This window comes from Anabaena azotica FACHB-119 (genome assembly GCF_014697625.1).
Lineage (GTDB): Bacteria > Cyanobacteriota > Cyanobacteriia > Cyanobacteriales > Nostocaceae > Trichormus > Trichormus azoticus_A.
Window position 1 is genome coordinate 117590 of record NZ_JACJSG010000001.1, and the last position, 25862, is coordinate 143451.

Annotated in this window: 24 protein-coding genes; 11 read left to right on the plus strand and 13 right to left on the minus strand. The window is 41.0% G+C overall.

The genetic code is table 11. The features are described 5' to 3' along the window. Nucleotides 1-116: 116 nt before the first annotated feature. A complete protein-coding gene (gene menA / locus H6G83_RS00520) occupies nt 117-1022 on the minus strand; it encodes a 2-carboxy-1,4-naphthoquinone phytyltransferase (protein WP_190465532.1) in 906 nt (301 codons plus the stop codon). Between the two features lie 301 nt (nt 1023-1323). Between menA and H6G83_RS00525 the strand changes: the two genes are divergently transcribed. Beyond that, entirely contained in the window at nt 1324-2739 is a 1416-nt protein-coding gene (locus tag H6G83_RS00525) for an isochorismate synthase (RefSeq protein WP_190465534.1), read from the plus strand. A 117-nt stretch (nt 2740-2856) separates the two neighbouring features. Here the strand turns inward: H6G83_RS00525 and glgA are convergent, their stop codons facing one another. Together glgA and H6G83_RS00535 are read right to left on the minus strand one after the other, a co-directional pair. After that, nucleotides 2857-4335: a glycogen synthase GlgA gene (gene glgA, locus H6G83_RS00530; protein ID WP_190465536.1), complete on the minus strand. Its 1479-nt coding sequence runs from the start codon at nt 4333-4335 to the stop codon at nt 2857-2859. A gap of 164 nt (nt 4336-4499) precedes the next feature. Further along, entirely contained in the window at nt 4500-6272 is a 1773-nt protein-coding gene (locus H6G83_RS00535; RefSeq protein ID WP_190465538.1) for a B12-binding domain-containing radical SAM protein, read from the minus strand. A 229-nt stretch (nt 6273-6501) separates the two neighbouring features. Here H6G83_RS00535 and H6G83_RS00540 point away from each other — a divergent pair, with 229 nt between their 5' ends. Continuing rightward, nucleotides 6502-6945, plus strand: coding sequence for an SRPBCC family protein (locus H6G83_RS00540; RefSeq protein ID WP_190465540.1), 444 nt, complete (start codon nt 6502-6504; stop codon nt 6943-6945). A 265-nt stretch (nt 6946-7210) separates the two neighbouring features. Here the strand turns inward: H6G83_RS00540 and H6G83_RS00545 are convergent, their stop codons facing one another. From H6G83_RS00545 to H6G83_RS00580, 8 genes are all read right to left on the minus strand, one after another. Next, nucleotides 7211-8026 (minus strand): SirB1 family protein, encoded by an 816-nt coding sequence (locus tag H6G83_RS00545; RefSeq protein WP_190465542.1) that lies wholly within the window; start codon nt 8024-8026, stop codon nt 7211-7213. A 167-nt stretch (nt 8027-8193) separates the two neighbouring features. Beyond that, entirely contained in the window at nt 8194-8400 is a 207-nt protein-coding gene (locus tag H6G83_RS00550; RefSeq protein ID WP_190465544.1) for a phycobilisome linker polypeptide, read from the minus strand. A 210-nt stretch (nt 8401-8610) separates the two neighbouring features. Next, on the minus strand, nt 8611-9099 hold the full coding sequence (gene apcB, locus H6G83_RS00555; RefSeq protein WP_190465546.1) for an allophycocyanin subunit beta: 489 nt from the start codon (nt 9097-9099) through the stop codon (nt 8611-8613). A gap of 64 nt (nt 9100-9163) precedes the next feature. Continuing rightward, a complete protein-coding gene (gene apcA / locus H6G83_RS00560; protein ID WP_190465548.1) occupies nt 9164-9649 on the minus strand; it encodes an allophycocyanin subunit alpha in 486 nt (161 codons plus the stop codon). A gap of 449 nt (nt 9650-10098) precedes the next feature. Next, the gene (locus H6G83_RS00565) at nt 10099-13500 is read right to left on the minus strand and encodes a phycobilisome rod-core linker polypeptide (RefSeq protein WP_190465550.1); all 3402 of its coding nucleotides are present in this window, start codon (nt 13498-13500) and stop codon (nt 10099-10101) included. A 407-nt stretch (nt 13501-13907) separates the two neighbouring features. Next, entirely contained in the window at nt 13908-14633 is a 726-nt protein-coding gene (locus H6G83_RS00570; protein ID WP_190465553.1) for a 2-phosphosulfolactate phosphatase, read from the minus strand. A gap of 144 nt (nt 14634-14777) precedes the next feature. Beyond that, nucleotides 14778-15197 carry a type II toxin-antitoxin system VapC family toxin gene (locus tag H6G83_RS00575; protein WP_190465555.1) on the minus strand — a complete coding sequence of 140 codons (420 nt, stop codon included), beginning with the start codon at nt 15195-15197 and terminating at the stop codon, nt 14778-14780. Continuing rightward, nucleotides 15187-15504: a hypothetical protein gene (locus tag H6G83_RS00580; RefSeq protein WP_190465557.1), complete on the minus strand. Its 318-nt coding sequence runs from the start codon at nt 15502-15504 to the stop codon at nt 15187-15189. The genes H6G83_RS00575 and H6G83_RS00580 overlap by 11 nt, the downstream gene beginning before the upstream one ends. 392 nt (nt 15505-15896) lie before the next feature. On the opposite strand from H6G83_RS00580, the gene H6G83_RS00585 reads away from it, so the two are divergent. Continuing rightward, complete coding sequence (locus H6G83_RS00585) at nt 15897-17438, plus strand: PIN-like domain-containing protein (protein WP_190465559.1); 1542 nt, start codon at nt 15897-15899, stop codon at nt 17436-17438. A 100-nt stretch (nt 17439-17538) separates the two neighbouring features. Here H6G83_RS00585 and H6G83_RS00590 read toward each other — a convergent pair whose 3' ends face one another. Then, the gene (locus H6G83_RS00590) at nt 17539-17988 is read right to left on the minus strand and encodes an Imm30 family immunity protein (protein ID WP_190465561.1); all 450 of its coding nucleotides are present in this window, start codon (nt 17986-17988) and stop codon (nt 17539-17541) included. After that, nucleotides 17985-18371: a hypothetical protein gene (locus H6G83_RS00595; protein ID WP_242044361.1), complete on the minus strand. Its 387-nt coding sequence runs from the start codon at nt 18369-18371 to the stop codon at nt 17985-17987. Before H6G83_RS00595 ends, H6G83_RS00590 begins: the two co-directional genes overlap by 4 nt. 133 nt (nt 18372-18504) lie before the next feature. Between H6G83_RS00595 and H6G83_RS00600 the strand changes: the two genes are divergently transcribed. From H6G83_RS00600 to atpA, 8 genes are all read left to right on the plus strand, one after another. Beyond that, on the plus strand, nt 18505-19686 hold the full coding sequence (locus tag H6G83_RS00600; protein WP_190465563.1) for a class I SAM-dependent methyltransferase: 1182 nt from the start codon (nt 18505-18507) through the stop codon (nt 19684-19686). A gap of 674 nt (nt 19687-20360) precedes the next feature. Next, a complete protein-coding gene (locus H6G83_RS00605; RefSeq protein WP_190465566.1) occupies nt 20361-20822 on the plus strand; it encodes an ATP synthase subunit I in 462 nt (153 codons plus the stop codon). Nucleotides 20823-20879: 57 nt separating this feature from the next. Next, entirely contained in the window at nt 20880-21635 is a 756-nt protein-coding gene (gene atpB, locus H6G83_RS00610) for a F0F1 ATP synthase subunit A (protein WP_190465568.1), read from the plus strand. A gap of 142 nt (nt 21636-21777) precedes the next feature. Beyond that, nucleotides 21778-22023, plus strand: a complete 246-nt coding sequence (gene atpE, locus H6G83_RS00615; RefSeq protein WP_010994186.1) for an ATP synthase F0 subunit C — start codon at nt 21778-21780, stop codon at nt 22021-22023. A gap of 129 nt (nt 22024-22152) precedes the next feature. Beyond that, entirely contained in the window at nt 22153-22644 is a 492-nt protein-coding gene (locus H6G83_RS00620; RefSeq protein WP_190465570.1) for a F0F1 ATP synthase subunit B', read from the plus strand. 99 nt (nt 22645-22743) lie between these two features. Continuing rightward, complete coding sequence (locus H6G83_RS00625; RefSeq protein ID WP_190465572.1) at nt 22744-23307, plus strand: F0F1 ATP synthase subunit B; 564 nt, start codon at nt 22744-22746, stop codon at nt 23305-23307. Then, complete coding sequence (gene atpH / locus H6G83_RS00630; protein ID WP_190465575.1) at nt 23304-23858, plus strand: ATP synthase F1 subunit delta; 555 nt, start codon at nt 23304-23306, stop codon at nt 23856-23858. The genes H6G83_RS00625 and atpH overlap by 4 nt, the downstream gene beginning before the upstream one ends. A gap of 290 nt (nt 23859-24148) precedes the next feature. After that, complete coding sequence (gene atpA, locus H6G83_RS00635) at nt 24149-25669, plus strand: F0F1 ATP synthase subunit alpha (protein WP_190465577.1); 1521 nt, start codon at nt 24149-24151, stop codon at nt 25667-25669. Nucleotides 25670-25862: the final 193 nt, after the last annotated feature.

Genomic DNA, 25862 nt, shown 5'->3' on the forward strand with positions numbered 1-25862 from the left:
TTATCAGTGAACAGTTAAATACGTTAGTGAAACACCACACCAATTGGTGGAAGACGTTTTTTGGCGCTTCCATCCGCCGTCAGCACTGATAACTGATAACTGATAACTGATAACTGTTAAACTCCCGCAATGACAAACCCCAAACCTAGCAGTAAGCAACTCCAGAAATGTATGGCTACGGCGATGAATTTACAGTTGCTGACTTTTTCTGGTTGGTTGTGGTTGTGCTGGACGTGACGACATAGTTTGAAGGCGTAGGGGAGACTTAGCCAACTCAACAATGTCCATATGGGGAAAAATCCCAATAGCACAAATAGTAGGGTTAAGGGGTAAATGCTGGCTGTAAACCAAGTGAGCAGTTTTGCTCCTTTGGCTGTACCTAAGCGAACGATGGGCGATCGCTTCCCGGCTGCAATATCATCTTTAACTTGGTGGAAGTGTGAGCAAAATAAAATTAGGCTGGTGACGATTCCGACAATGACTGAGGCTGCTAAACTCGATATTGACCAGGTTGGGGTCTGGCTGTAATATCCTGCTGATACGGCTAAAGGGCCGAAGGCAAAGAAGCAAATAATTTCCCCCAAACCTTGATATCCTAGCCGAAAGGGAGGGCCTTGGTACATATAGCCCAAAGCACAAGACAGCAAGATGATGATGATAACTGTCGGGTCATTTTGCCAAGTGGCGATCGCTAAAATTCCCAGCAGCCCAGCAATTAAACAAAAGTTTCCTAGCCAAAATACCAGGGTCTTCTTGCCTGTTAAATTCACCAGAGAATGATGTTTATTGATATCAATTCCTGTTTCCGCATCGAATACATCATTACTGATATTTTCCCAAGCCAAAATTAAAATTGCTGCTGCTAGAAAAGTAGCAAATATTGTTAAATTAAATACTCTTTTCTCGGTGAAAGCAACTGCACTTCCTACCCAAATGGGCATGATGGCAACACTATACATGGGCGGCTTAATTGCTGCCATCCATAATTTACTTTTGGGACGGGAAATTTGCTTTGTAGTCATTAGTCTTGGTAAAGATTTAAAATGGCAATTAAATAAAAGACTTTAATCAGATTTTAACTATTTAGATTTAAGGCAAATGTGGTTTTTATTGCTGTTTCAATACCGAACCCCCTTCTAGCTATTTTTACACTTTCTGTTGGTTGCACACAACTAGCTGCGACTTGTGAGAATTTTAAAACACCGTCAACAACAAAAAGTATACTCTGGTGAAATCGTGACTGAATATGTTACCTGTAGAAATACGACCATGATTAATTACACTTTGGAAGATAACTTAAAAAAAATTTACTATTCTTAGACCATGACAGTTTCACCATGTCGTCGTAATTCCTTTGTTGAAGACAAAGACCTATATAAATTTTTGTTAAATGTTCAAAAAAATTGCCTAAAAAATGGTTTGAGGCAGATTGTGAGTATCTCCCTAAAAATTGATTGGGTTGATCCTTTAGTCGCATTAGATAAATTAGCGCAAGCAAATGCAATAAATTTTTACTTTGAGAACAGAGACAAAGGGGAAGCGATCGCCGGGATTGATGCCGTCACAAAATTACAAATCAATGGAGAAGAACGTTTTATTCAAGCAGAGTATTTTATTAAGTCAAATTTAAGAAATATAATTAGTTTTGGGAACAATAACCAAGCTTTTGCGGGGCCGCATTTTTTTTGTTACTTTAGTTTCTTCTCAGAAAATAACCAAATAGACTATCCATTTCCTTCAGCTACTGTTTTCTTACCACGTTGGCAAATATCTCTGAAGAATCAGTGCTGTACATTAGTGATGAATACAGTCATTAACTCTAGTGTTAACATCGAAATTTTATTACAAAATCTGCGTAACAAATTAGAATTTATCAGTTCTTTAGAGCCTTATTCTTCTAATGTTGATTATTTGCCTGCTAACCTGAGTAGAAAATTTGTAGCTCATGGAGAAAGATATAAACGCTCGGTAGCATCTGCATTAGAAAAAATCCAGTCTAGTGAATTAAATAAAGTGGTGCTGGCAGATATATTAGATGTGAGGTCAAATCAGCACTTTAACTTATTTCATTCATTAAACAATTTGCGAAAAACTCATCCTAACTGTTACATATTCGCCACCAGCAACGGCAAGGGACAAAACTTTATTGGTGCTAGTCCAGAAAGGTTAATTACTATTCATAATCAACAGCTAATTACTGATGCGTTGGCGGGTTCTGCACCAAGAGGAAAAACACCTGCTGAAGATGCGGCTAATGCTGATCGCTTACTCAAAAGTGAGAAAGAAAGACATGAACATCTATTAGTTATGGATTTCATTACTCAACGCCTCACCCAGTTAGGTTTGTTACCCCAGGTATTACCGCCACGTCTGCGCCAATTGTCTAACATTCAACATCTGTGGACACCAATTAATGCGATCGTACCAGCCAATGTCCACCCATTAAAAATTGTCGCCCAACTGCACCCAACACCAGCCGTTGCTGGTGCAGCCAGAGATATCGCTTATGAGGAAATTCGCCGCCATGAAACCTTTGAAAGAGGTTTATATGCTGCGCCTCTAGGTTGGATAGACTCTCAAGGTAACTGTGAATTTATTGTCGGGATTCGTTCAGCGCTATTAGATGGCGATCGCGCTAGACTTTACGCAGGCGCAGGTATAGTCGCCGGTTCCGATCCTGATCGAGAATTTGCCGAAGTGCAACTCAAACTCCAAGCCCTACTCAAAGCATTAGTATAAACTCTGTGTCTCCCTCCGGGTTCACCAGTCGCCTACGGAGGGAAACCCTCCTACAGCGCTGGTTCACTGTGTCTCTGTGGTGAAAAAACACAGAGACACGAAGACACAGAGAAAATGCTACCACTGATATTTAATCCAGTCGTAAATCTCCAAATATTCCGCCCCTGGATGATTCCATGAGTAGTCATAGTTCATTCCCTGAAGCGCCAATTGTTGGAACTCTTCAGGTGACTTGTACCACAAATCAATTGCCCGATCCATTGCGGACTCTAAAGCTGGTTTATCAGATTGATAAAATACGTAACCATTGCGTTCTTCTGGTGGTAAATTTTGGTCGTAATCTCGATCAAATACTGTGTTTACTAGCCCACCAACACCGCGCACAATGGGAACAGTACCGTATTTCAAACCAATCATTTGTGTTAAACCACAGGGTTCATAATTGCTAGGAACAACAATCATATCTGCCCCGGCATAAATTAGGTGAGATAATTCTTCATTAAATCCCAATTCTAAATGTACATCTGGGTTGGTATGTAAAAATCCTTTTTCATGTTGGAAATGGGCGTTAATTCCTGGTTCTGTTGCCGAACCTAGTAATACAAACTGTGCGCCTTTATTCAAAGCATGATAAATGGCGTGATGGACAAGATGCACGCCTTTTTGAGCATCTAAACGCCCGATGTAAGCAATGATTGGTTTGTCAGTCGCTTGCAGTGATAAGCGATCGCGTAAAGCTTTTTTGTTATATTGTTTCTGTTCAAAATCTTCTTGGCTGTAGTTATGGGGGATGTAACGGTCAATTTCTGGATTCCAAAAATCGTAATCGATACCGTTGAGAACCCCTTTAAATTTATCCCGATGCAGATACAAAGTATGACCTAAACCACAACCAACATCTGTATATTGTGCTTCTGCGGCGTGGTTGGGTGAAACTGTCGTCACCGCATTAGAATAAACAATTCCCCCTTTCATGTAGTTAATGGCAAAGGGGTTAAAGTTATCCTTGAGTTTATCTTCTTGGAAGTAGTATTCTGCTCGATTTAAGCCTGTCGCCCAGAGAGTTTTGACACCACCAATTCCTTGATGTTTAAAATTGTGGATGGTGTAGCAAACCCGTTGCGTACTCATGCCATGATATTTGTAAATCTCATACAGCATGACAGGAACTAAGCCCGTTTGCCAATCATGACAATGGATAATGTCAGGGCGCTTATTACTTTGATGGAGAAATTCTAAAGCGGCTTTGCTGAAGAAGGCAAAGCGCATATCATCATCATCACAACCGTAATAGCAGCCCCGATTAAAGAAATTGTCCTCAGAATGAGGTTCGATGAAGAAACACACCCTTCCATGTACCCAGCCACAGTACACAGAACAGTGAATTGCTGCACCATACCAGGGAACCCACAGGTTTAAGTAAGCCTCATGCAGCCCCCAAATATGGTCGTAGCGCATACAATCATACTTGGGCAGAATTAACTCTACGCAGTTACCCCGAATCTCTAATTCTCGACTTAGCCCGTAAACGACATCCCCTAAACCTCCTGCTTTGATTACAGGAGCGCATTCCGAGGCAATCTGTACAATGTACATTCCTAGCCCTCGCTTCACAAAACTTTATGTCTACTATACTAATGGGTACATGAAATATGTACTCATTGACAAGCGACTAAGGGAATGTTATCCACAAATTTCTGCTCAAAACCTTGATTTAGGAAATATCTATTCAGGATTTCGTGACTTGAGCATAAGAATAATTAAATTTTGGCAAAATCTTCTAGGGGTGCGATCGCATATCTCCCTGTTTCATCCCTACTCACCAAGCCTAAAGCTAGTAAATCCCTATCAATAAACAGCTTAGTAGCTTTACCACCTGCGTCAATTTTGGCGTTGATTAATTGTATGGCGTAGCAAATAGTATCATAAATCCGTTGAGGATTTATTGCTGTGGTTATAGGCTGATACCTACCTACAGACTCACACAGCCGATATACGCCATGTGTTGGCGACTGGGGATAACCGTATTGTTTGACAGCACGTTCCAGAAAGTATCCAGCCGTAATTGGTTTTTCTCCTGAAGGACGCACACAAGTATAACTGCAATTACCGGGTGTATCCGCCGCCAAACTCCCAGGCATAAATCGGAGAATATTGCAGTTGAAAAAGTCAGGATTGCATTCTTCTAAAGCAAAGTGAATAGCACTGAGGTCATCTTCTAATGTTGTCGGTTCAAAACCTAGAATTTCAGTTTTGTTTGCATTTAATTTAGCTTTCGGTAATCCTAAAATCAAAGAATAACTGCTGAGTAATCCAGCTTTATTCATATCTTGGAATACCTGTTTAACTTTTACCGGATAATCAAATGCCTGCTTAATTTGGCTGGATACAGAGCCATTAAATTGATGATTAGCTAAGGAAACTTCTGGTAAGGTATGTTCAACGTCAAAAAACATATAGACACAGTTATGCTGGACTAAATAGCACATCTGTTCATAATCAATTTTATCTATTCTTGTATTTGACCCCCAAACAAAACCCTCTCGCTTGAGCATTTCCGCCTCTCTTTTAGCTGCTGTCGGGTGGGCGGTAAAAGTATCAACATCAAGGTAAATTGCTTCATAACCATGCTGTTTCAATTGCCGCAACTGCCGACGCAATGAAGCTTCACTTAATCTGACAACGTGATTACTGTCCTGACTTTTATTACAGCAACCACATTCCCAAGTACAACTTCTTTGGGTAAAAATTTGGGCTGTTTTTAATTGTCTACCATCTTTAGTTTTAAATATATCCATATTATGAACTTTGGAAATGTGTTTCATGCCAAAGTTCTGGTCTATATCATCAAAATTAGTAACTCTCGGCGCAGTTGAACGATGAAAGTTAGCAAGCTTGTGAGTATCAGGCTCTGGAAGATAGAATGCTTGAGAACTATTGATGAAACACAATCCAGGTATGTTTTTCATATTATGATGAAAATTACCCTTAGCAACTGCATAAGCAATTTCTACAATTGAATTCTCACCTTCACCGTTACAAAATGCTGTTATCCAAGGGGTAATCTGGGCAATATCTTCAACACTTTTGCTAGCATAACCACCAACTAAAATTGGCACATTTTGTCTACCAGATTCCATAAGTGTGGTGAAAATTTTTTGGCTATGTTCGTCTATTTCTTGCCATTGAGTAGTTAAACAACCTGCAAAAATGACTAAATCAGCATTTTTCACTTCATAGAGAACATCAGCAATGGACAAATCATCGCGTTCTAAGTCTAACTGCACAACTCTACTAAATCCAGCATTGGCTAAACTAGATGCTAGTACAGGTAAAGCTTTATTTGCACCATTAAATGTTCTATGTTTAATATATTCACCAATTAATACTATTTTGATAGAATGATAATATTCTTCTAAAAATTGTTTTAGTGATAATGGTATTGATAAACATTTTTCTGTTTCTACAATAGTTTGTACAAAGCTAAATAGTTTTTTAAAATTATTGGGCTGATAACTAGGGTTTAAAAACACTTGATTCACCTACCTGAATATAATTTATCGGTGGTGATGCACGCTGGATTAAAAAGACAAAAAAATAATTTAATATTGAATAAATAACCAGAAATATTAACTTGTATTCATATATCTGTAGAAATATTTAAAAGCCAGAATTTATTAGTTTAGGTATAAAAAAATTAATGTGTCATGATTTACGAGTTTTGAAGTTAAATTTACACCTCAATAATTACGAATTACTACCATGTCCCAGGTTTTAGAACAATCCATTCAAATTAACGCCACAGCCAGCGCCGTAGAACGCTGTCTCACAGATTTAACGCTAATGCACCGTTGGCTTAACCCTGTATTGCGCTGCGAACCAGTAGGTGAAACATGGAGTACAGATGTAGGTGGTAAAAGCCGTTTCATTATCCAAATTCCCTTCATTCAGCCAACGCTAAACAGCGTGGTTGTGGAACGCCAACCCGGTTTAATAGTATGGGAATTTCAAGGATTTTTTCAAGGGCGCGATCGCTGGGAATGTCAACCCCTAGAAAAAGGAACCCGTCTACTCAACCGCTTTGAATTTGACATCCCCAACCCCATAGTTAACTGGGGCTTCAACACCTTCGCCGCCACCTGGACAAAACAAGACATGGAAGCACAACTCAGACGACTAAAACGAGTTGCAGAAGAAAGTCAATAGTCAGTTGACAGTTGACAATTGACTATTGACAATTGACAGTTGTTATCCTTTCCTGCTTCCTGTTCCCCTCCAGGGAGGGGTTAGGGGCTGACAGGTGCAGGTTTTTAATATAGCAGTGAGTAAGGACTATAAAACTAACGAGAAAATCATTGTTTCATCCACCCCTACACCCCTACACCCTTACACCCTTACACCCCAAACCAAGGTTTTTGGAACACCAATAAAAAACCTACACCTTTCAGGGGGCTAGGGGTGGGTTCCCCCCTCACTTAATTTCCCCCAACAACCGCCGGATAGTCGCTGCATCTTCAGCGTTGGGTACATTTGCTAGATAGGTTTCTAGGTCATTAGTAGCCTGTGGGTAATGACCTAGCTGGTAGTAGAGTAAACCGCGATCGCGCAATTCTGAAGTTGCTTCAGGAAACAGCAGCAAAATTCTCTCAACTACACTTAAGCTTTTTTCTACTTCTTGCTTTCTCAAGTAGATATATTTCAGGTTAGTCAGCATTCTTGCCAAAAATTGCCGCTTACTGACAGTAGCCAAAAATTCCGGTCGTAAAGTCACCGACTGCTGAAACATTTGATTTAGCTTATCTTGGCAATCCTGCGCGAACAACACCTCACCCCGATTGAACGCATCAACAAAAATTTCCATATCAGAGATAGCCGGACGAATGAGGAAATGTCCAGGTAAACCTACCCCCTCCATGGGAAAATCAATCCTCTGGGCAATTTCTAGGTAAACCAAAGCCAAAGTAATCGGAATACCCACTCTACGGTCAATTACATCATTCAAAAAACTGTTGCGTGGGTCATAATAATCTTCTTGATTCCCAGCAAAACCCAAATCATCGTAGAGATATTGATTAATACCCTGAATCACCCGTAACGGATAGCGGGAAGAAGGTAAACGCTCCTCAACCTCCATAGCCATAGTATCCAGAGCGTTTAGATACTCCTCCGTATCTAATCTAGGATATTCTTCCTGTGCAATATACAAAGCCGCCCTAGCTAGGTCAATATCCTCCTCAGATTTCTGAACCTCTTGATAAAAATACTGTCTTGCTGAGGAGAAATTCATAAACCAAGCCTCATTATGCAAAGGGGTGTAAGGGTGTAGGGGTGCAGGGGTGTCAAGAGAAAATCTTCCCCCTACACCCCTATACCCCTATACCCCAATAAACATAAAAAAGAGGTCTAATAGACCCCTCTCATAACTTAAATATAATAATTTTTGACCTATAAGAATTAAGCCAACCCAGTATTAGCACCTTGCTTACCAGTTGCCAATTCCACCTTGATAATTTTACCGCCTGCTTTTTGAATGCGCTGTTGTTCACGGAACCAGTTTTCATAAGGAACCAACTTGGTGAAGTAGGTGTTTTGTAGTTCGCGTTGGGTACGAATACGGCTTTGGCTAGGAACAAGAGCTGTAATTTTAAACAAACGGGACATTGGGAAATCTCCTAATCAGTATTTTGGGAAAAATTCTTTATCTCAAAACTTTTGAGCATTATTTATTAATTATTTATTCCAAGGCTGGAAATCAAGCATCAATACCAGACCGCCAATACTCATCAATCTAAGCAATAGAACGTCCTAGCACTCACGATTGATTTCCAGACCTCACAAGTCGCACCTAAAGGATTAAGTGCCAAACTGCTCTTAGCTCAAGCCAGAGGAGATGTAGTCTAGGTAAATACCCATTTCTTTACCAGCATCAGAACCAACCAAGCTAGCGGTTACTTCTTTGATAGCTTGGATAGCTTGTACGGTAGCACCAACGGGTACACCCAAGGAGTTGTAGGTTTCTTTCAAACCGTTCAATACACGCTCGTCGAGGATGGAAGGATCGCCAGCTAGCATAGCGTAGGTAGCGTAACGCAAGTAGTAATCCAAGTCACGGATACAAGCAGCGTAACGACGGGTGGTGTACATATTACCACCGGGACGGGTGATGTCAGAGTACAACAAAGATTTAGCTACAGCTTCTTTAACGATCGCAGCAGCGTTAGCGCTGATGGTTGTAGCAGCACGTACACGCAGTTCGCCTGTAGAGAAGTAAGCTTTTAGTTTTTCTAAAGCTGCGGTATCGAGGTACTTACCTTGCACGTCAGCAGAGTTAATGACGGCGGTGATTGCATCTTGAGCCATTGTTGTTAATTCCTTATTTCCAACCTTATTGCAATATTCCAGTTTCTTGCCTAGAAACTAACGCCTATGACAACGCGCCTACTACGTAGTCAAAGTAAGAGCTTGCTTCTGCTGCATCTTCAGCAGAAAGAAGGGTGGCTGCAGCATTTTTCAATGCACGTACACCTTCACCAACTGCCTCGATAGGAGTACCGAGGGACTTGTACATCTCACGAACACCGATTACACCGATTTCTTCGATGGGGGTTACGTCGCCAGCAACGATTCCGTAGGTAACAAGACGCAAGTAGTAGTCTAGGTCACGCAGACAGGTAGCTGTCATTTCTTGACCGTAAGCGTTACCACCAGGAGAAACAACATCAGGGCGCTTTTGGAACAATTGATCGCCAGCTTGCTTAACCAAACGTTCGCGGTTGTCGGTCAAAGTTTGCGCGATGCGGAGACGTTGTTGACCACCAGCAACAAAGCTCTTGATCCGATCTAATTCGCCAGGGCTGAGGTAGCGGGCTTCTGCATCAGCATTCACGATGGACTTCGTGACGATACTCATTAATGGATTCCTCCAGTACGAAATGAAACCAGAATTTGATTAAACTGGTGCGATTTTAAATTTGGGTGACTGAGATTTGCTCTCGTCTTGTACACAAGGCAGTAAAAGAAGTGACTGCTCTAGTGATTAGATTACAAGTTTGCTTGAGTTAATACAACTACACAAGCTTTAAAACTCAGCTACCTTACGCAAAATATTCTCCGGCATTATGTTGAGCATTTATGACTGCTCTTAATACTTTGTAATATTTGTTTCAGATTTGCCGCTTTGCGAAAATAGACACAGCAAAGCCAGGGATTGGGGATTGGGTACTGGGGATTGGGGATTGGGGAAATGCTACCCCAGTCCCTAGTCCCTAGCCCCTTATTTCCCAGTCCCTATGCTCAGGTATTGGGTACTAGCGATTGGTTTTGGGATTCTTCCCAGTCCCCAGTCCCCAGTCCCCAGAATTAGCGATCGCCACTTCTACCAGTGAGTGTGGATGGCGACAAGCTAGACCAAGATTGTTTCACCAAGTCGGCTGCGGCTTGCACACTACCCAGGTAGTTACCTGCGGGTAGTGATGGGTAGCGGGGGTAAGGAACCACATCTTCGCCAAAGTAGCGGCTGTATTCAGCGCTATCAACAATTGCTTCCACCGCAGCACGTAAACCGCTATCAGCTAACAGCTTGTTGTATTGACGAATTTCGCCTTGGGTAGCTGGCGCACGTCCCAACAGGTGACGGAATAGAAACTCAATTACCTTGGTGTTGGGATATGGTGTGTAGAAGCGTTTGCGGTAGATTTCCGAACTAGCCAATTCCCGCACGAACTCGCGGACAGAAATTTCCCCATTCCGCAGTTTGCTATCTAGTTCTGTGCGGCGGTAGTAGTCGGGTACTTGTCCGCTAAATACATCCAAAACTTGACGGTAAATCGCATTGATTACCAACTGTCTTTCTGCTTGGCTAGTCCCATCAGTCAGTCGGTAAATACGCGCAGGTTTACGGCGACTTGTACCGACACCCACCTCCACAGACTGTCCGCGACCATCGTTGTAAGAACGACCCAATTCAATAAACAAGGGTTTAGACTTGTCGATTTGTCTAGCTTGGGCGGCTAAATCTGCGATCGCCTTCGCTAAAATTGGTGTCTTATCAGAAGGTATCCGCGCTTGTACAGGCTTAAAGCTGGGGATAACCACATCGTTATTTTGCTTAGTCAGTTGGTTATACAGCTTTTGGGTATTGGGGAAGTTCGCCGCAGGTAGAGTTGGGAAGCGTCTGTAAGGAACAGTATCTTCACCAAACACCTCACGGTACTCTTGGCTATTTACCAAAGCATTGATGAAAGCGCGAATCCCTTGAGTAGCCAAAATTTGGTTATACTTACGGATTTCAGCTTGATCAATTGGTGCGCGTCCCAGGAAGTGCTTAGTACCTAACTCAATTACCTTGGTGTTGGGATATGGGGTGTAGAACTCCTTCAGGTAGAGGTTAGAGTAACCCAAACCTTCGATAAATTCCTTCACGGTAATTTCACCGTTACCCAGTTTGCTCTCCCATGAAGAAAATTCATTCTGAGCAATGTATGGTGCAATATCGCGCTCGAAAATTTGCCGATAAGCCGCACTAATTACAGTTTGGACAGATGCTTTATCGTTGTTACCAGCCACCAGCTTGAACACCTTAGTTTGTTCACGCTGCTTAGTAACACCTTGGTTAATACGGAAATCGATATCTGGCTGAGTCCGATTTTCCTTAACAGTACCCAGTTCGACAAAGCGAGGCGTTTCTTCTTTTTCAATTTTCGCGCCCACATCTTCGCGGATACTACCAACCCGTAACTGTCTCAGGGCGACACCCGCAGGAGTCAGATAACGTTCGTAAGGAACTGTATCCTCACCAAAGGCTTCGGTGTACTCTAAGCTGTCAATAATCGCATCAACAACAGCGTAAAAGCCCTTCTTGGAAGCGATGTCGAAGTATTTATTGTTTTCTTGACGACCGTAGGTAGGACGACCTAACAAGCGACGGTGGATATATTCAATCGCTTTACAAACATACAACTTTGTCCAGTAAAGGTTACGGAATAGATCCGACTTCGCCAAGGCTCTGACAAACTCCCGTACAGAAATTTCGCCGTTTTCCAGCTTAATTTCTTGTACTCTCAGCCGTTGACCTTCGTACACATCCCGACCGATAACTTGCAAGTAAATCGCTCTAATGACAGCTTGTGTTGAGCTTTCAGAGAACTTGACACTTGCACCCTTAGCTGCTTTTTTGCCGATAGTACCTGGTAGTTGATCCAGTTTGAACACTTTCGGCCCAAGTGTACCAGGAGCCACACCTCTAGCACCGGGGTTACTCACTTGGTTGTTAATACCGGGGCCTTGGTGAATCAAGATCCGTCTGGTGTCTTTACCAAATGGTGCAGGGCTGGTGCTGGGGTTGCGAGTTTCTTTCGGGAAAATCGCCCCAAATTGGATTTCTAATGGGTCATTACCGGAACCGTAGGGGTGCTGGTCTGGTAATGGGCGATCGTAAGCCGCAAATGTGGTAATAAACTGAGGTACTTTGCGGAAAGGCGCACTGTAGTTAAACAGGTCTTGCTGTGGCCCCCAGTTGCGACATTCTTGAGCTTCTTGACCCAAACCGCGCAAGTAAGGTACTGTCTCTTCCCCAAAGTAATCGCCGTATTCTGCTGAATCTACCAAAGCATCAACTAAAGCTGGTAGACCACCGTTAGAAATAATCGAGAAATATTTTTGTACTTCTTCCCGGCTACTTGGCCCCCGTCCCAAAATGTGACGGAAAGCAAGTTCAATAACACGGCTGTTAATAAAAGGTTGGTAAAACTGTTTTTGGTAAAGGGGAGATTTAGCCAAACGACGGACGAACTCTTTCATGGAGATGTCGCCGTTCTTAACTTTGGATTCCAAATCAGAAATCGACAAGCTATAAGCACGGGTAATATCGCGCTCAAATATTTGCCGATAAGCTGCTTTGACTACCTCATTCTTTTCTGTAGCTGACAACCCAGGCTTCATCACAAACTTGGGTCTTCTTTCAGCCGCATTGAAGTAAATTTGGGGTAGTTGTAACCCTTGTTGGTCGCCAGAGGGACGTTGACGTACTTTATTAGAAGGTGTGGGTGCTTTGAACTCAGTGATCAAAACATCCATGTACTGGTTAACAATCTCTGCTGCTTGGGGGTCTTTGCGGAAATAGGAAAGTGAGGCTGCTTTGATTTCTTGCAAAGCGACGATTGTAGCTTCACCAGAGCAAGCATTTTCAATAATTTCCCGCAAACCCCTAGTATTCACAACAATGATGTTGGGGTCGCCAGCGACGATCGCATAAGTAGCATAGCGTAAGAACCAGGACAAGTCCCGCAAGCTCTTAGCCATGTTGCTGGGGCCGTAACGCGCAATGTTAATTGGTCTAAACCCTGGAGGGGTTGGGCCACTGGGAGATGAATTAAAGATGGAACGTAAGTTTTCTAAAAAGCCACCACGAGTTTCTACATAGGTGACTGTTCCTAACTTCATCCCTTCTGTGACATTTCCACCAGCAGTAGCACCAGCCATTGCTAGTTCTTGTTCTCTGGGCTTTTCTAAGAAAGCCATCGGCGAACCACCCACAAATATGCGGTTAGCTGCGCGAGAAACAATAATTTCTGAATTTTCTGTGAGAATTTGGGCAATTTCTAGACGTTTTGCACCAGATGCAAAATAGCTTGCTAGTTCATCTAGTTCACCCCTACCCAAAAAGCGGTCTTGCTGCTCCGCTTGGGTAATTGTTGCCACAGCTAGAGTTTGATATAGTTGCGGGCGCGCAACCGAGCTTCCACCACTCGCCTTAACACTCATCGGATTTGTAAAACTCCCATCATAATTATTTATGTGTTAAGTCTGGGTCGCTTTGAGGCTTGACACATCGGTATACCTATGCTCTATGAGTAACGCCTTCAAAACTGCCAGTAAATTTAACCCAGTCAGCTTTTAGATTAGAACGTTTTGCGTTTACGCTGGTGAATTATTAAGAACTATGTAGATTTTGTTGCCTAGATCCATGTATTTCAAGTAGTACACACTCTTTCTTGGTTAAAACAAAATCTGATTTCTGTTACATTCCTTAACAAAAACCCACCACCGTTTAATTTGCTGACGTTCTCTAACTTTTATTTGAGCATAAAAAATCAGGGAGTGGGGAGTAGAGACTTCAGAGTTAAAAATCTCCCTTGTCTCCCTCCACTACCTCATCTCCCTTATATCCCTCATCCCTTTCTTACATAAGCATTCTCAGTAAACAGAGGGACACAATCGCTGATATTGTAAGCTGCGGCGATTTCTACGTCTGACTCATACCCTTTTGCAATCAACTCCTTACCAGAACTGCATCGCCGCAAATAACCAAGTAAATCCTTGTGGAAAGCCTGGAATGTTGTTACAGCAACTTCCGCCTCTGGTGATAAACTACCCTGTAAATAACTAAGAATCGCGCCAGCACCTAGCAAATCCTCAAAAGCAGGACGTAAGCTGTTGTCATCTTTCCACCTTTCCCCAGCCGGAATTACAGTAATTTTTTTACCATAACTTTGAGCAACCCTGGCTACAGCCTCGCAGTTACGTAAACAGCCAGCGAAAGTTGGTGTAGTTCCAGTTTGTAAAGTGAGAAAAGAACCATTAGGCGAAGGTAAAACTAACCGAGTTTCCGCCGGAATCTTAAGTAAAGATTGAGGCGATAAAGAATAACCAGTTGTTTTCCAACGTTGTCTATGACTAGCTAATTCTGCTTGTATTGACTTGGCATAATCAACAACTGATTCATCTTTCATTGGGTAGGGAAAAATGATTGCACCATTATTAGTAGCAACCTCTACACAAGTAGAAAAAGAGAGAACATCAACTATGACAACTACATCACTAATAGACGCAAGTTGAGTAATACCTTGTGAACCCCACTCACAGCGCAAATCAAACTCAGACTGATCGTAAATCATAAGTAATCATAAGTGCGATCGCCCAAAACAATATTCAAGTTTATAGTAAGCAGTAAACTGTTACTGCAAGGGCTAAAGCCCTTACTACGAACTAATATCAAGGTATAATTTAACTAGAGCTATAAATACTGATAACAATTTTCATTATTCCCCTTCCCAATCTTCAATTTGTAACCCTTTAACTCGACTAAACTCTCTAACATTGTGAGTAACTAAAATTAACTTGTTAACTAAAGCAATAGAAGCAATTTGTATATCATTTGAACTTATAGGAGTTCCGATATTTGCTAAATCATCCCGAATGTTGCCATAAATTTCAGCACAGCCATCATCAAAAGGTAAAGAAACAAACTGTTCTACAAACATCTTTTGCAGAGTTATAGCTTTTTGAGGATTATTACTACGCATAGAACCATAAAATAACTCAGCCTTGACTACTGAACAAACCGCAACTTTTTCAGGTTCTAAATTATCAAGATGATGATTAATACTAAGAGACTTTCCCTTGAGATACATGATACATACATTAGTATCTAGTAAATAGATTAAAGAACTATTCATCAAAGACACCAATTAAATCACCATCTGTTTCAGGAGAAATCCCTAATTCATCCGTTGCAAAATCAATATCAGCACAAGTACCATACAAATTAAGCAAACCCGCCGAATGCAGAATATTTTTCTGTTTCAAGAAATCCTTAAGTTCAGTATCAGAAGCAAAATTTAGTAACTCGTTTAGTTCATCAAAATTGATTAATCCTTCTCGAAATGCTTCTACCACAAGATTATTGATAATTGTTTGCGGTAAATTACCCCATTTATTGATAAGTTTCTCTGTTAATTTATCTGGTAAATCAATTGTTACTTGCATAACTTTCAAATCGACTGACTTTACTTTATTAATTATGTTATTCTCAATTAGTGGTTATCAATGTTAATTATTATTTATTTTTTATAGTAAACCTTAAAATGTAGTGGCGTGGCAAGGCGAAAATGTTGCCATAAATGTGGAAAAATTTAAACGTAGATAAACGTCCTACCCGTTGATAACCGTTGACTTAGCGTCAAAAAATAGGCATAAAAGGCTTGTTAATTTCTAAATAAGCTAAGAATTATTGTTGCTATAATTAAAAATATTTAAGTTCTGTATAAATTTTTATACAATGGATTCATAAGAAGTTACTGTAAACTTATATTGGTGTATGGTAAACTCAAAAATAGTTTATAGGTATTTAGTTCTAATTAAACAGAAAGTAATACAATATGATAAATAAGAAAAGTATAGAAATATATAACCTATCGGACGATAGAGAAAAGAGATTATGGCAAGACTGCATTTTTGTTTTTGATTCATCTGCTTTACTGGAATTTTATTCTTATTCAGATAACGAGTGGCGCTCTATATCTGAAAATATTTTTACAAAACTTATTGGTCGTTTGTGGATTCCTCAACAAGTAGAATATGAATATTTAAAAAATAAAGAAAAAACCAGTAGAAAGCCCATTAAAGCTTACAAATTTTTGATAGAGTGTGAAAAAATTAATAATGGCAATAACAAAAATTTAGAACAAACAAAATCAAATAATGATAGCGGATATATAAATAAAATAAGTCAAGGCGTAGAAGAGATAAATAATTTAAGTACCAAAGAAATAAATAAAATATCAGGACAATTCAAAAGTTTAAAAGAAAAAATAGCCAAAGAGGATAAACATCCCTATTTTGAAGATAAAACATTCATCGAAGATTTTGAAAGTGTAATCAAAGATTTAAAGGAATCATTGCACAATCATTTAAATATTTTTAAAGATGAATTGGCAGAGTTCGAGGAAAGAATAAAAAAGGAAATAGCCAACAAAGAAATAAAGATAGAAGAAATTGCTCAAAATGATCCAGTATTTGAAATATTTAATAAATATTTTGAAGTAGGTGAAGGATACAGTTTTGACAAACTTATGGAAATTGTTAAAGAGGGTGAATTACGTTATCGCTCAAAAATTCCTCCCGGATATGCAGATAAACCTGGAAATGCAGATAAAGAAGATGATAAAAAAGGTAAAGAAGATGATAAAAAAGGGCTAAGTATCTATGGAGATTTAATTCTTTGGAAACAAATTATAGATCATGCTAAGACAGTCAAAAAACCCATAATTTTAATAATTAATGATATCAAAGAGGACTGGTGTTATAAAAACGAGCAGAAAAGAATTGAAAAACCTCGTGAAGACTTGATTAGAGAAATGTATGATTTTACTGGTATGGAAATTTGGATGTATACTTTTTCCCAGTTCCTTTATAAATCTGGTGAACTATTAAAGACAAAAGTTGATAACAAGGTATTAGAAAATATTCAAGAAATTGAACAAGAATTACTAAAAGAAAAGGAGAATAAGTCTATTACTACGGCAGAAATGCTTGGCAAAATAGGCAATAATGAAGATAGAAATGACTTAATAAAAATATTGCGAGCAGAAGACTATCAGATGCCATCATATCATCATCCACAAGAGGAAGATTACTGGCGAGAAGAGGTTGAAGTAGAAAACTCTATTGGTTTGAGACAAACTATAAGAACTAACTTATTGAGGGTTTATCCTGAAACATTCAACAGTTGTGATGCTTATATGGATATCCCCATGTCAATTAATCCAGATATCCAGAAGGTCACATCACCACGTCTTAATAAAACATGGGGAGTAATTGCCAAACCAACACCGTCACCAATTGATGGCTACTTTCGGGGGGATTTCACATATAATAATCCACCAGCTAGGGTATTTGGACTTTATTTGATTCAAGAATAAGTCACCTAAAATTTTACTAAGTGTGCGATCGCTTTAATCATCGCAATATAAACATAGCATTTGCGATCGCTTTTATAGCTCAATCAAATATATTAAAAAACTAGCTAATGTGCAATTCACCTAAACTCTCATCTTGCTCCTTTTGACGATTAATCACACTTGCTTCTAATAAACAATAAATAAAATGAGGCGTTTCTAAATTAGCTGAATGTAAAAGCTGGTTATAAACATGACAAGCTAATTCATCATTTAAAATTCGCTCATGTATGATTCTTGCCCATTCAGAAGCATTAATCATTAATTGAGGGACAACCTTGATAAAGGCTGTAATTTGTTTTTCAACATCAAAAGATTCCAAAAAGTGAACTAAGCCGAACATCACCTCTGGCTGTTGGCATTTATCATCTAAAATTAAATGATATTCAGATAAATATTGCTCATCGGCATTTTCCAATATTTCATTTAAAGCATTTTCAAACCTAGCAGTTTCTTCTTCTGTTCGCATCAAGCGATTATCTTTTAAAACTGCTATTAACTCAGTTTGATTCATAACCTTGTATTTCCTTTATCAAAAATACCTCTCCATTTTAATTTATTCAATCTAATTAATGTTTGTAAGCTTTCACGGATATATTTATTGTACAAACCCTGACCAAGGTAAATAGAACGGACATCCCAGATTTCTATTGCTAATACTTCTCTAGCAGATAAACTTAAATTAGGCGATTTTCCATAAGAAATAGTTTGCCGATGACGACCTCCTTTTCCTGGTGATAAATGTTCCATCATCATGGCAAACCCTTGGTCTGTTGTATAACCTGGAACTTTGGCTTTCATAAAAGCATTAGAGGGTATATGATGCGGGGTGAGGTTGTCACCCCTGCGTCCGAGTTTGAGTAAGTCTCCATAAGTACCTACTCTTCCTTCGCCCACAAGTAGCTGAGAGTGATTTTTAGTAATGTCTCTATCCCTTTGTAGCTTTAAATTTCCTACTTTCTGAGAATATCAACCTTTGCCCTAATTGCCCCTATCCGCTAAACTCAGAAATGCTGCGTTGTGCCTGATCATGTCTGACTCTCAAGCTGTAAGTAGTGCTGTAGCCAAACTCTACGATACATACCCATTTCCCCCAGAACCCATCCTCGATGAACCACCACCTGGTTACAACTGGCGCTGGAATTGGTTAGCGGCTTATAGTTTTTGTACAGGACGCAAACCAGCAAAGCAAGACATCCGCATTTTGGATGCTGGTTGTGGTTCAGGTGTGGGGACAGAATATCTAGTACATCTCAACCCGCAAGCGCAGGTAGTGGGAATTGATTTAAGTGCAGGTACTCTAGCTGTCGCCAAAGAACGGTGTCAGCGTTCCGGTGCTAACCGCGTTGAGTTTCATCACCTGAGTTTGTACGATGTGGAACAGTTACCGGGTGAGTTTGATTTAATTAACTGCGTGGGTGTGTTACATCACCTACCTGACCCAATTCGGGGTATTCAGGCTTTGGCGAAAAAATTAGCTCCCGGTGGCTTGATGCACATTTTTGTGTATGGGGAGTTGGGACGCTGGGAAATTCAACTGATGCAAAAAGCGATCGCACTCCTGCAAAATGAGAAGCGAGGCGACTACCGCGATGGTGTACAAGTCGGTCGGCAAATATTCGCTTCCCTACCAGAAAATAACCGTCTTGTCAAGCGAGAAAAAGAACGTTGGGCGATGGAAAACCAAAGGGATGAATGCTTTGCGGATATGTACGTTCATCCCCAAGAGATTGACTACAACGTTGATACTTTATTTGAATTAATTAACGCTTCAGGATTAGAGTTTATTGGTTTTTCCAATCCCGGTTTTTGGAATTTAGACAGGCTTTTGGGGAAAGCACCAGAATTGATAGAACGGGCGGGAGAGTTGAGCGATCGCCAACGTTATCGTTTAATAGAATTACTCGACCCAGAAGTTACCCACTACGAATTTTTCCTCGGTCGTCCACCCATCACCAAAACCGACTGGTCAGAGGATAATAGCTTACTCCAAGCAATTCCTGAACTGAATCCTTGTACTGATGGATTTCCCAGTCAAGTGTTATTTAATTACGATTACCAAGTTGTGAACCTGTCACCAGCAGAATTTGAATTTTTACAGAAATGTGATGGTAATTCCACAGTGACGGATATATTATCAACTGTGCAAATAAGCTTGTATGAGGTTAGAAACCTGATTAAACAGCAACTCATAATACTAACACCTGCTTAATTAGACCTCTTGCACGAATAATTAAACACGCAAAATATATAACTTTAAGACTTATTATTTTGCGTTCTTATTTGCGTCTTAGCGTCTTTGCGTGAGCCTGAAAATAATATTGTCAGCAACGCCAAAGTATTTATGCAAGAGGTCTACTGCGCTATACCCAAGCAGCATAAAAGGTGTGTAGAAACTAAAACCCCCACATCCCTACATCCCCATACCCCTACACTCTCCCAAAAAGATCGCCCACAACCCGTTTTCGGAAATCTCATGTAAAGTAGAAGTGTGTCTAGCAGTTGCCATAGCCAACTGGGGATGTAAACTCTACAAGTCGGAGTTTATAAAAATTTAGCAGTGGTGTGATTTCGCCTCAAACACTAGCTGATTTGATAAAATCTGACTCCATCACAACAGCGATCGCTAGACCTCGTGAAAGAAAGATTGGAGGATAGTCAATCACCAAAATTAGCTAAAATTCGCAATTTTTCAGCCTGGGTTACAGCATAGAGACTAGGGTAGAGTATCAATCTAGCCTTTCCCTAGAGTGAGCTTTATGCTGTCCATATGACCTTGACCAGAAGTTAATTGTTTTTTTCTAAAGTATTGTTACCGGATCGTGATATGATTCAGCTGACTGAATGTGCAGTCATAATAAGTTAGCTGTACTGGTTTCAAGTCCCGTGAGCTTGTCAGAAGAACCAATTGCACCCACTCCGACAACACGACAAGAGACTCAACCTGGTTTTGAGGATACAGAACCAGCAAACTCTTCTATGCAGGAGTTTTATCAACTCTATCAAGAGTTGTTGTTAATCACGCTTGTCTTAACAGGGGTTATCTTTGTCTCTGTGTGGATTTTTTACTCCTTGAACATTGCCCTGAATTATCTATTAGGGGCGTGTACAGGTGTGGTTTACTTGAGGATGTTGGCAAAAGATGTTGAGCGTTTAGGTAGAGAAAAACAGTCACTGAGTAAAACTCGGTTGGCGTTATTAATAGCGCTGATTTTGCTAGCATCGCGGTGGAATCAACTGCAAATAATGCCCATATTTTTGGGATTTCTCACTTATAAAGCAACGCTCATCATTTATGTAGTTAGGGTGGCGTTTATTTCTGACCCGCCAAAGCTCCGGCAACCTTAAAAGGCTCCTATTCTCCGGTTAATATTAACTAGGAGAAGCAATCGAAATGGAAGGAAAATGTTGAATTTTCTGAACTTTTACTCTGTTCCACTTGCCGAATTGGAAGTGGGAAAACATCTGTACTGGCAAATAGGAAACTTAAAATTGCACGGTCAGGTTTTCCTCACGTCCTGGTTTGTTATTGGCGTGCTAGTGCTAGCTTCTTTGGCTGCAAGCAGTAACGTTAAACGGATTCCTGGTGGCATACAGAACCTGATGGAGTATGCACTGGAATTTATTCGGGATTTGGCAAAAAACCAGATTGGCGAAAAAGAATATCGCCCCTGGGTGCCTTTCGTTGGCACTTTGTTTTTGTTCATTTTTGTGTCAAATTGGTCTGGGGCGTTAGTTCCCTTCAAGCTAATTCATTTGCCAGAGGGAGAACTAGCAGCACCAACAAGCGACATCAACACAACTGTTGCATTAGCATTGTTGACATCTTTGGCGTATTTTTACGCGGGATTCAGCAAGAAAGGATTGGGGTATTTTGGCAACTACGTTCAGCCCGTATCGTTCATGTTGCCCTTCAAAATTATTGAAGATTTCACCAAGCCCCTGTCCCTAAGTTTCCGTTTATTCGGTAACATTTTAGCTGATGAACTTGTAGTCGGCGTTCTGGTATTACTAGTGCCTTTATTTGTACCTCTGCCAGTAATGGCGTTGGGACTATTTACTAGCGCTATCCAAGCACTAATTTTTGCTACTTTGGCTGCTGCTTACATCGGTGAAGCGATGGAAGATCATCATGGCGAAGAGCATGAGGGACATCATTAGCATTTGTCATTAGTCATTAAGTAAATGACAACTGACAACTAACCCTTCTGATTCGCCAGTTGCTCATGGGGGAAACCCTCAAGACCGCACTGGCTCACAACAGACAAAACCATTCGTTTCATTAAAGTAAGGAAAGAATATCATGGATCCATTAGTTTCTGCTGCTTCCGTTTTAGCTGCTGCTCTAGCTGTTGGTTTGGCTGCGATCGGCCCTGGTATTGGTCAAGGTAATGCAGCAGGACAAGCTGTAGAAGGTATTGCTCGTCAGCCCGAAGCAGAAGGTAAAATTCGCGGTACATTACTACTCAGCTTGGCGTTCATGGAAGCGCTAACCATCTACGGTCTAGTAGTTGCTCTAGTATTGTTGTTTGCTAACCCCTTCGCATAATTCAGTACAGAGTGCTGAGTGCTGAGTGCTGAGTAAATGTAGTTAGGAGTTAAGAGTTAAGCGTTTAACTCTAACTCATAACTTACAACTCAGACTCAGGGCTAACATAGTAGATAGGAACAAGCAAACATGACACATTGGATCACCTTATTGGCGGTGGAAGAGGTTGCCAAGGAAGGCGGGCTATTTGATTTAGATGCTACCTTACCTTTGATGGCAATCCAGTTTCTATTGTTAGCTCTGATACTAAATGCTACTCTCTACAAACCCCTGGGTAATGCGATTGATGGACGCAATGAGTATGTCCGTAACAATCAATTAGAAGCCCAAGAGCGTTTGTCCAAAGCTCAGAAATTAGCAGAGGCTTATGAGCAAGAGTTAGCAGGAGCTAGACGACAAGCACAAACAATTATTGCTGATGCTCAAGCTGAAGCCCAAAAAATCGCTGCTCAAAAAATTGCAGCAGTTCAACAAGAAGCAATAGCACAAAAAGAACAGGCTGCTCGTGAAATTGAGGAGCAAAAACAGCAAGCTCTAGCTTCTTTAGAGCAACAGGTGGATGCGCTAAGTCGCCAAATCCTAGAAAAGCTTTTAGGAGCCGATCTAGTAAACCAGCGCTAACTCAATACATTTAGTTATTAGTCATTGGTCATTAGTCATTGGCAAGAATGACGAAGGATAAATGACATAAACCGACAGCGCAGTTGTGGATGAAAAATCATGGGGACTTTTTTACTGTTGATGGCCCAAGCCAGCGCCGTTGGGGGTGAATTGGCAGAAGGTGCGGCTGAAGGTGGTTTTGGTTTTAATACCAATGTTCTAGAAACCAACCTGATCAACCTGGCCATTATTATTACTGTGCTGTTTGTTTTTGGTCGGAAAGTGCTGGGTACTACCCTGAAAACTCGCCGCGAAAACATTGAATCAGCAATTAAGAATGCAGAACAACGCGCCGCAGATGCAGCCAAGCAACTGAAAGAGGCGCAACAAAAGCTAGAGCAAGCACAAGCGGAAGCTGAAAGAATTAAAGCAGCAGCCCAAGAAAATGCTCAAGCTGCTAGCAAAGCTATCCTTGATCAAGCGGCTGTAGATATTGAACGCTTGAAAGCAGCAGGCGCAGCAGACTTGAATGCAGACCTAGATAAAGCGATCGCCGGGTTGCGTCAGCGTGTAGTTACTTTGGCTCTGCAAAAGGTCGAGGCGGAACTGCAAGGCGGTATTAGTGGTGATGCACAAAAAACTTTAATTGACCGTAGCATCGCACAACTGGGAGGCGGAGTATGACAAGTAATGTAGCAAACACTGAGGTAGCCCAACCTTACGCCCAAGCACTGCTGTCAATCGCCCAATCCAAAAACTTGACGGAAGAGTTCGGCGAAGATGCGCGTACTTTGCTGAAATTGCTTGCGGAAAATCAACAGCTACGAAACTTTATTGACAACCCCTTTATTTCAGCTGAGAACAAAAAAGGTCTCATCACACAAATATTGGGTGAAGGTGCTAACCCTTACCTGCGTAACTTCTTGCTGTTGTTGGTAGACAAGCGACGCATATTTTTCTTAGACCAGATTCTCAAGCAGTATTTGGCGCTATTACGGCAATTGAATCAAACCGTATTGGCGGAAGTCACTTCTGCTGTGGAATTAACCGAAGAGCAACTACAAGCAGTTAAAGAAAAGGTACTGGCAATCACCAAGGCTCGTCAAGTAGAACTGGAAACTAAGGTAGACAGTGAACTGATTGGTGGTGTGATCATCAAAGTAGGCTCTCAAGTAATTGACTCTAGTATCCGGGGTCAACTACGTCGCCTTTCCTTGCGCCTCAGCAATAGCTAAAAAGTTCAGAGGATTAAGCTAGTATCACATTAGCTTTAACAGTTAACAGTGAACAGTAAACAGTTATCAATTAAATCCTTGACGAAACACCACACTAATTGGTGGAAGGCGTTTAACAGTGAACAGTGATCAAATAACTGATAACTGTTTTAAATCACCCACCATACGCTGTTAGCACTGATAACTGATAACTGATAACTGTTTTAACACCTCCAACTAAATGCAGACGCGAAAAGTAACATCGCGTCTATTAAATATGTTCCGTCTCGCAAGAAAAAAAAGATACTCACATGAGCATTTCAATTAGACCTGACGAAATCAGCAGTATTATTCAACAGCAAATCGAGCAATACGACCAAGAGGTTAAAGTTGCTAACGTTGGTACTGTATTACAAGTTGGAGACGGTATCGCTCGGATCTATGGTCTAGAAAAGGCTATGGCTGGCGAACTTCTAGAGTTTGAAGACGGTACAGTTGGTATCGCTCAAAACTTAGAAGAAGATAACGTGGGTGCGGTACTGATGGGTGAAGGCCGCGAAATTCAAGAAGGTAGCACCGTTACCGCTACTGGAAGAATTGCTCAGATTGGTGTAGGCGAAGCCCTCATTGGTCGCGTTGTCGATGCTTTGGGTCGCGCTATCGATGGTAAAGGTGATATCAAAACCACCGAAAGCCGTTTGATTGAATCTCCCGCACCCGGTATTATTGCACGTCGTTCTGTACACGAACCCATGCAAACCGGTATCACCGCTATCGACTCGATGATTCCCATCGGTCGTGGTCAACGGGAATTAATCATTGGCGACCGTCAAACAGGTAAAACTGCGATCGCTATTGACACCATCATCAACCAAAAAGGCGAAGACGTAGTTTGTGTATACGTAGCCGTTGGTCAAAAAGCTTCCACCGTCGCTAACGTAGTCCAAACCTTACAAGAAAAAGGTGCAATGGACTATACAGTAGTAGTTGCTGCTAGTGCCAGTGAACCCGCTACCCTACAATTCTTGGCTCCTTACACCGGCGCTACCATTGCTGAGTACTTCATGTACAAAGGCAAAGCTACCCTCGTAGTTTACGACGACTTGTCCAAGCAAGCACAAGCTTATCGCCAAATGTCCTTGCTACTGCGTCGTCCACCCGGACGGGAAGCTTACCCCGGAGACGTATTCTACATCCACTCCCGCTTGTTGGAACGTGCTGCTAAACTCAGCGACGAATTGGGTAAAGGTAGCATGACCGCGTTACCCATCATCGAAACCCAAGCTGGTGACGTTTCCGCTTACATTCCTACCAACGTAATTTCTATTACTGACGGTCAGATTTTCCTATCTTCTGACTTGTTCAACGCTGGTGTGCGTCCGGCGGTAAACCCTGGTATCTCGGTATCCCGTGTAGGTTCTGCGGCACAAACCAAGGCGATGAAAAAAGTTGCTGGTAAGATTAAACTGGAACTCGCACAGTTTGACGACTTACAAGCCTTCGCGCAATTTGCTTCTGACTTAGATAAAGCTACCCAAGACCAGTTAGCACGGGGTCAACGTCTGCGCGAACTCCTCAAGCAGCCCCAAAACCAACCTCTGTCTGTAGCTGAACAAGTAGCGATTCTTTACGCTGGTATCAACGGATATTTAGATGATATCCCAGTTGATAAAGTCACCACCTTCACCAAGGGCTTTAGAGATTACTTGAAGTCTGGTGTTAACCCCTACTATCAAGACGTACAGTCCAAGAAAGTATTAGGTGATGACGAAGAAAAAGCATTGAAGGCTGCTTTAGACGAATACAAAAAGACCTTCAAAGCAGCAGCGTAAATTTTTTATATTTTGTATAAACCGAGTTTTAAAGCAAATCTATTATTTTATAGATAAACGCTTATTAATAAACTCGGTTTTCTTTTTTGTATGCAAGAAAAATATTTCTCACCATTCCAAGTAGAAACGTATAGATTTTAATAAAAATTTAGAATTAATGTATGGTGTGGATTGTCAAACATAGTAGAATAAT

Bases quoted from the DNA above. Each gene is read 5' to 3' on its own strand.
- menA (WP_190465532.1), bottom strand. From the start codon at position 1,022: ATGACTACAAAGCAAATTTCCCGTCCCAAAAGTAAATTATGGATGGCA.
- H6G83_RS00525 (WP_190465534.1), top strand. From the start codon at position 1,324: ATGACAGTTTCACCATGTCGTCGTAATTCCTTTGTTGAAGACAAAGAC.
- glgA (WP_190465536.1), bottom strand. From the start codon at position 4,335: ATGTACATTGTACAGATTGCCTCGGAATGCGCTCCTGTAATCAAAGCA.
- H6G83_RS00540 (WP_190465540.1), top strand. From the start codon at position 6,502: ATGTCCCAGGTTTTAGAACAATCCATTCAAATTAACGCCACAGCCAGC.
- H6G83_RS00545 (WP_190465542.1), bottom strand. From the start codon at position 8,026: ATGAATTTCTCCTCAGCAAGACAGTATTTTTATCAAGAGGTTCAGAAA.
- H6G83_RS00550 (WP_190465544.1), bottom strand. From the start codon at position 8,400: ATGTCCCGTTTGTTTAAAATTACAGCTCTTGTTCCTAGCCAAAGCCGT.
- apcB (WP_190465546.1), bottom strand. From the start codon at position 9,099: ATGGCTCAAGATGCAATCACCGCCGTCATTAACTCTGCTGACGTGCAA.
- apcA (WP_190465548.1), bottom strand. From the start codon at position 9,649: ATGAGTATCGTCACGAAGTCCATCGTGAATGCTGATGCAGAAGCCCGC.
- H6G83_RS00565 (WP_190465550.1), bottom strand. From the start codon at position 13,500: ATGAGTGTTAAGGCGAGTGGTGGAAGCTCGGTTGCGCGCCCGCAACTA.
- H6G83_RS00570 (WP_190465553.1), bottom strand. From the start codon at position 14,633: ATGATTTACGATCAGTCTGAGTTTGATTTGCGCTGTGAGTGGGGTTCA.
- H6G83_RS00580 (WP_190465557.1), bottom strand. From the start codon at position 15,504: ATGCAAGTAACAATTGATTTACCAGATAAATTAACAGAGAAACTTATC.
- H6G83_RS00585 (WP_190465559.1), top strand. From the start codon at position 15,897: ATGATAAATAAGAAAAGTATAGAAATATATAACCTATCGGACGATAGA.
- H6G83_RS00590 (WP_190465561.1), bottom strand. From the start codon at position 17,988: ATGAATCAAACTGAGTTAATAGCAGTTTTAAAAGATAATCGCTTGATG.
- H6G83_RS00600 (WP_190465563.1), top strand. From the start codon at position 18,505: ATGTCTGACTCTCAAGCTGTAAGTAGTGCTGTAGCCAAACTCTACGAT.
- atpB (WP_190465568.1), top strand. From the start codon at position 20,880: ATGTTGAATTTTCTGAACTTTTACTCTGTTCCACTTGCCGAATTGGAA.
- atpE (WP_010994186.1), top strand. From the start codon at position 21,778: ATGGATCCATTAGTTTCTGCTGCTTCCGTTTTAGCTGCTGCTCTAGCT.
- H6G83_RS00620 (WP_190465570.1), top strand. From the start codon at position 22,153: ATGACACATTGGATCACCTTATTGGCGGTGGAAGAGGTTGCCAAGGAA.
- H6G83_RS00625 (WP_190465572.1), top strand. From the start codon at position 22,744: ATGGGGACTTTTTTACTGTTGATGGCCCAAGCCAGCGCCGTTGGGGGT.
- atpH (WP_190465575.1), top strand. From the start codon at position 23,304: ATGACAAGTAATGTAGCAAACACTGAGGTAGCCCAACCTTACGCCCAA.
- atpA (WP_190465577.1), top strand. From the start codon at position 24,149: ATGAGCATTTCAATTAGACCTGACGAAATCAGCAGTATTATTCAACAG.